4 protein-coding genes and 1 pseudogene are annotated in these 4,810 nt (G+C 63.4%); 3 read left to right on the plus strand and 2 right to left on the minus strand.

Annotated features, from left to right (window positions below; all coding sequences use genetic code 11):
- Positions 1 to 264: 264 nt before the first annotated feature.
- Complete coding sequence (locus ABJF10_RS29350) at positions 265 to 1,044, minus strand: DUF1080 domain-containing protein (RefSeq protein ID WP_348548160.1); 780 nt, start codon at positions 1,042 to 1,044, stop codon at positions 265 to 267.
- Between the two features lie 802 nt (positions 1,045 to 1,846).
- Here ABJF10_RS29350 and ABJF10_RS29355 point away from each other — a divergent pair.
- A complete protein-coding gene (locus ABJF10_RS29355; protein ID WP_348548161.1) occupies positions 1,847 to 2,680 on the plus strand; it encodes a fumarylacetoacetate hydrolase family protein in 834 nt (277 codons plus the stop codon).
- 158 nt (positions 2,681 to 2,838) lie between these two features.
- Entirely contained in the window at positions 2,839 to 4,434 is a 1,596-nt protein-coding gene (locus tag ABJF10_RS29360; protein WP_348548162.1) for an aldehyde dehydrogenase (NADP(+)), read from the plus strand.
- A 6-nt stretch (positions 4,435 to 4,440) separates the two neighbouring features.
- On the opposite strand, the gene ABJF10_RS29365 is transcribed toward ABJF10_RS29360, so the two are convergent.
- Positions 4,441 to 4,563, minus strand: a complete 123-nt coding sequence (locus tag ABJF10_RS29365; protein ID WP_348548163.1) for a hypothetical protein — start codon at positions 4,561 to 4,563, stop codon at positions 4,441 to 4,443.
- A gap of 56 nt (positions 4,564 to 4,619) precedes the next feature.
- Here ABJF10_RS29365 and ABJF10_RS29370 point away from each other — a divergent pair.
- Positions 4,620 to 4,810, plus strand: a pseudogene (locus ABJF10_RS29370) (RimJ/RimL family protein N-acetyltransferase); the annotation flags it as partial.

Raw genomic sequence — 4,810 nt, forward strand, 5'->3', positions numbered from 1 at the left:
TTCGTCGATGGCCGCTTTTTCGGCGTCGGAGAGGGCGTTGGGGTCAGCGGCGAAAGCCGCCGCCGCGAGCGAAAGAGTGACAACGAGGGGAAGAATGCGGGAGAGAATCATGGTGGGGAAGGTGGGTGGGTAGAAAAGAGCACTCGAAAACCGCCAGCGCGTCAATCGCAGGCCGCGAGTGGCGTCGAAAAAAACAACGGGCTTGGGGCCGCCCCGCTCCCCGCACGCCCATTCTTCCCCTCCCTCCCATTCCTCCTCCCGCCCCTACCGCGCCGCGGGCGCCGCCGGCGTGGCCGCAGGCGGTGCGGCATTCCAGATCGGCCGCACCCGCAGGTTGCGAAATTCCACTTCTTCGCCCTCGTCGAGGATGACCAGCGCCGTCTTGAATTTCTGGCCAAAACCCTGCCACGGCTTTATTCCAGCGGCCTTGGCCAGCTTCAGGAGCTCCGGCGAGCCGAGTTCGTACTCCAGGACTTTGCCCCCGTTGAGCCAGTGCTCGACGTGATTTCCCTGCACCAGGATGCTGCCTTCATTCCAGGAGTCGGGGCCGTTCAGTTTCTTGTCCGCCGCGGGCGGGATGAGGTTATAGAGCCCGCCGGTGCGACGGATGGGGCCGCCCTTGAGACCGTCGGGATTGTGCACGTCGTCCATGATCGTATAGATGAACCCCTCGGGCTTTTTCGCCGTACCGGTGGCGAAGTACATGATGCCCGACTTGCCGGACACGGAGAGCTTCCACTCGAAGTGGAATTCAAAATCCTGAAAGAGATCGAGCGTGATGATGTGGCCGCCGGTCATGAGTCCCATGTCCTTGAAATCCTTCACGCAGAAGATCGAGCCGCGGTCGATGCGCCAGCCGCGATTGATCCAGTCATTGTAGGTCAGTCCGCGCAGGCCGTAATTGTTCCGCCCGTCGAAGAGCAGCTTCCAGCCGGCGGCGCGCTCCTCGTCGGTCAACACGAAGACTTTGATCTCCTCCTTTTTGCCATCCGGATTCTCGGGCGGGGGCGGCGTCTGCGCCACAGCCAGGCGGGCGGCAGTCACAATCACAGCGATAAGGCTCAACAACTTCGTGGTCATACGGTAGGGCGCCGAGATGACTACGGCAGGAGTGGTTTTCTTTGAAGTGGAAAAGAACATCTTCAGGGCAAATTTACATTCGGGAGTCAGGGGAAACCTGACTGCATGCCAAAGTGTCGCCTTCACCCGACAAGGCGGGCATACAGAAGACGGATGAAGGTGCAGGAACCTTAGGCCGTGTTCACGCATTTCGCATGGCGATCACAGATGTGGGGCGCGTGTCCTCACGCGCCGGAGACTTCTGTTCCCGCAGCCCCTGTTTTGCGACGCGCAGAGTGAATTTTCCGCAATGGAGCCAATGGAACCAATGGAGCGATGCACATTTTGCGCCGGGTCATGGCACACTTCCCCGCATGAATTCCGACGATTTTCCACTCCGCTCGCCATGGCATGGTCGGGCACTGGAGCCTCCGATGCCGGAGGCACCCCAGCGCCCATAGCCGGTGGTTGAGCGCAGCAACACCACCGGAACTGACGCGGGAAACGGCTCACCCCGAAGGAGTGGCAGCCAGTGCTCGATTCAAGCCGAATCAAGGTAAATCAAGGTGCGAAAAATTTACCGACGTTACCGGAGACCCACGGTCATTGGCCGATGCAAATCAAGGCACCCCGGGCGAAGGAGAAGGAGCCGATTTAAGGTGCCTTAAGCCCTCTTAAGCCGATTTAAGGTGCGAGATTTTTTTTGGAGCCGTTAAAAACCAAAAACTCCCTCCCGTTTTCCTGCTTTCCTGCTTTCCTGAATCCCCCTTTTTCCCATTCTCCACCCATGACCCTCCCGCCCGTCACCCTTTATCGCTCCGCTGAAGACCTCCTCGCCCAGCGGGGCGAAGATTGCTTCCGCCTCGGCGAACAGCAACTCGATACCCTTTTCACCCAGGCCGATCCCGCCCGCTGGCTGCACGAGCAGATCAGCCGCGCCGAACCCGTCGTGCGCCCGACCGAACTCCTCGCCCCCATCGGCACCCAGGAAGTCTGGGCCGCGGGCGTCACCTACCTGCGCAGCCGCGATGCGCGCATCGATGAATCCAAGGATGCCGGCGGCGGCACCTTTTACGATCGCGTCTACGATGCTCCGCGCCCCGAGATCTTCTTCAAGGCCACGCCGCATCGGGTCGTCGGGACCGGTGCGAAGGTGCGCATTCGCAGCGATTCGCATTGGAACGTGCCGGAGCCGGAAGTGACGCTGGCCATCAACGCCGCCGGCCGCATCTTCGGCTACACCATCGGCAACGACATGAGTTCCCGCGACATCGAGGGCGAAAACCCGCTCTACCTGCCACAAGCCAAAGTCTACTCCGCCTGCTGCGGCCTCGGCCCGGGCCTCGTGGTCCGCGAGCCGCTGCCGCGCGAAACCAGCATCGACATCGAGATCGCGCGCGGTGGCGCGGCCGTCTTCAACGGCTCGAGTTCCCTCACGCAGATGAAGCGCAATTTCGAGGAGCTCGCCGGCTACCTGTACCGCGACAACGACTTCCCGAAGGGCTGCTACCTCCTCACCGGCACCGGCATCATCCCCCCTGGCGAATTCACCCTCCAGCCTGGCGACCTCATCCGCATCACCGTCGCCGGCTTAGGCACCCTGGAAAACACCGTCGCCTGAAAAACTCTGTCATCCTGAGCGGAGTGTAACGGAGTCGAAGGACCCCGTCGCTTCACCACCGATCACCTCTGGTCGTTACGCCTCGCAGTAGTCCCACCCACCGAATCTTTCCCTTCGCAAAACGCCCCTCGCGTTTACATTCCCACCTCTCGCACCTCATGACTCTCCACGGAAAAAGCCTCATCGCCGGCGTCCCGGCCGAAACCAGCGCGCGCGCCTTCCGCGCCCTCAGCCCTCTCGATAGCAGCGAACTCGAGCCCGACTTTCACGAAAGCGTGTCCGAGGACGTGACCCGTGCGCTCACCCACGCCGAGGAAGCCTTCGCCCTTTTTCGCCAGGTCAGCGCCGGGGACCGCGCCGCTTTCCTCGAGCGGATCGCCGAGGAAATCCTCGCCATCGGCGACGACCTGCTCCAGCGCGCCCATCTCGAGACCGGCCTGCCGCTCGAGCGCCTCACCGGCGAGCGCGGCCGCACCGTAGGCCAGCTCCGGCTCTTCGCCGAAGTCGTCCGCGAGGGCTCCTGGGTGGATGCCCGCATCGACCCCGCCCTGCCCGATCGCAAGCCGCTCCCCCGCCCCGATCTGCGCCGTATGCTGCGCCCGCTCGGTCCGGTTGTCGTCTTCGGCTCCAGCAATTTTCCTCTCGCCTTCTCGGTCGCCGGGGGAGACACCGCCAGCGCCCTGGCCGCCGGCAACCCCGTGGTGGTGAAGGCGCATCGCGCCCACCCCGGCACGAGTGAACTCGTCGCCGGCGCCATCAATCGCGCGATCGAAAAGTGCGGCCTGCCCCATGGCGTCTTCTCGATGTTGCACGGTGCCGGTTCCGAAATCGGCATCGCCCTCGTCAAGCATCCCTACACCCGCGCCGCGGGTTTCACCGGCTCGCGCTTTGCCGGTCGTTCGCTCTTCAACGCCGCCGCCGGACGTCCCGATCCGATCCCGGTCTTCGCCGAGATGAGCAGTCTGAATCCGTTCTTCATCCTGCCCGGCGCCCTGCGCGAGCGCGGGACGCAAATCATGGAGGGCTTGAAGACTTCCGTGACCATGGGGGTCGGACAATTCTGCACCAAGCCCGGCCTCGTCTTCGGCCTTGGCGGCGCCGAATTCGAGAAATTCGCGGAGACTTTCGCCGCCGCCATGCGCACCGCGGCCCCCGGGACGATGCTCAGTCCCGGCATCTGCCATTCCTTTCACGAAGGTCTCGCCGCGATGCACAAGGTGCCCGGCGTGGTGCTTCTGGCCCAAAGCGAAACCGACGCGGAGCCCAAGAAAACGCACGGCGAGCCCACGGTCTTCGCCACCGATGCGGAAAATTTTCTGCAACACCCCGGGCTGCACGAGGAGGTCTTCGGCCCCTACACCTTGGTCGTCGATGCCGGCAGCTACACCGACCTGCTGCGCATCGCCCACCATCTCGAGGGCCAGCTCACCGCGACGATCCACGCCACCCCGGAAGACCTCGCGAATGCCGCTGACTTGCTCGCCATCCTCGAGCGCAAGGTGGGGCGCCTCATCATCAACGGCTTCCCGACGGGTGTGGAAGTCTCGCCCGCAATGAACCATGGCGGCCCCTATCCCGCCACGACCGACGAGCGCTTCACCAGCGTCGGCACCGCGGCCATCCAGCGTTTCGCCCGTCCCGTGTGCTACCAGGCTTTCCCCGGCAGCGCCCTGCCGCCCGAGTTGGTCGACGCCAACCCGCGAGGCCTCATGCGCCTCGTCAACGGCAAGCTGACGCGCGACCCGCTATCGTAGGCGCCTTTACCGCACGTCGCCGCCCACGCTGACGTGGTGATGCTTCGTGCCAATGGTCGTCTTCGAGGCACAGCCGGAGGCGAACACTAAAGCACTGGTGGCGAACAGAATGAGCAACAGGGTTTTCATAAGCATTTGCTTTTTGTTTCGCACGGCGCAGGCATTCTGCGCGGGTCTCCCCTCTTATGTTTTTTCATCGCCTCAATGATCGGCATAGCCTGCGCCAGCTCGCGCTGAGCGACGCGGAGGAGTTGTTCGCCGTGATCGACGCGAACCGTGCGCACTTGCGCCGCTGGCTGCCCTGGCTCGACCGTACGCATTCGCTCGCGGATGCGCGCCAGTTCGTGATCGATGTCGTGCAGCAGGCCGAGAACAA

Source organism: Chthoniobacter sp. (assembly GCF_040003245.1).
Lineage (GTDB): Bacteria > Verrucomicrobiota > Verrucomicrobiia > Chthoniobacterales > Chthoniobacteraceae > Chthoniobacter.

Coding starts and splice junctions, on each gene's coding strand:
- ABJF10_RS29355 (WP_348548161.1), top strand. CDS start 1,847: ATGACCCTCCCGCCCGTCACCCTTTATCGCTCCGCTGAAGACCTCCTC.
- ABJF10_RS29360 (WP_348548162.1), top strand. CDS start 2,839: ATGACTCTCCACGGAAAAAGCCTCATCGCCGGCGTCCCGGCCGAAACC.
- ABJF10_RS29365 (WP_348548163.1), bottom strand. CDS start 4,563: ATGAAAACCCTGTTGCTCATTCTGTTCGCCACCAGTGCTTTAGTGTTC.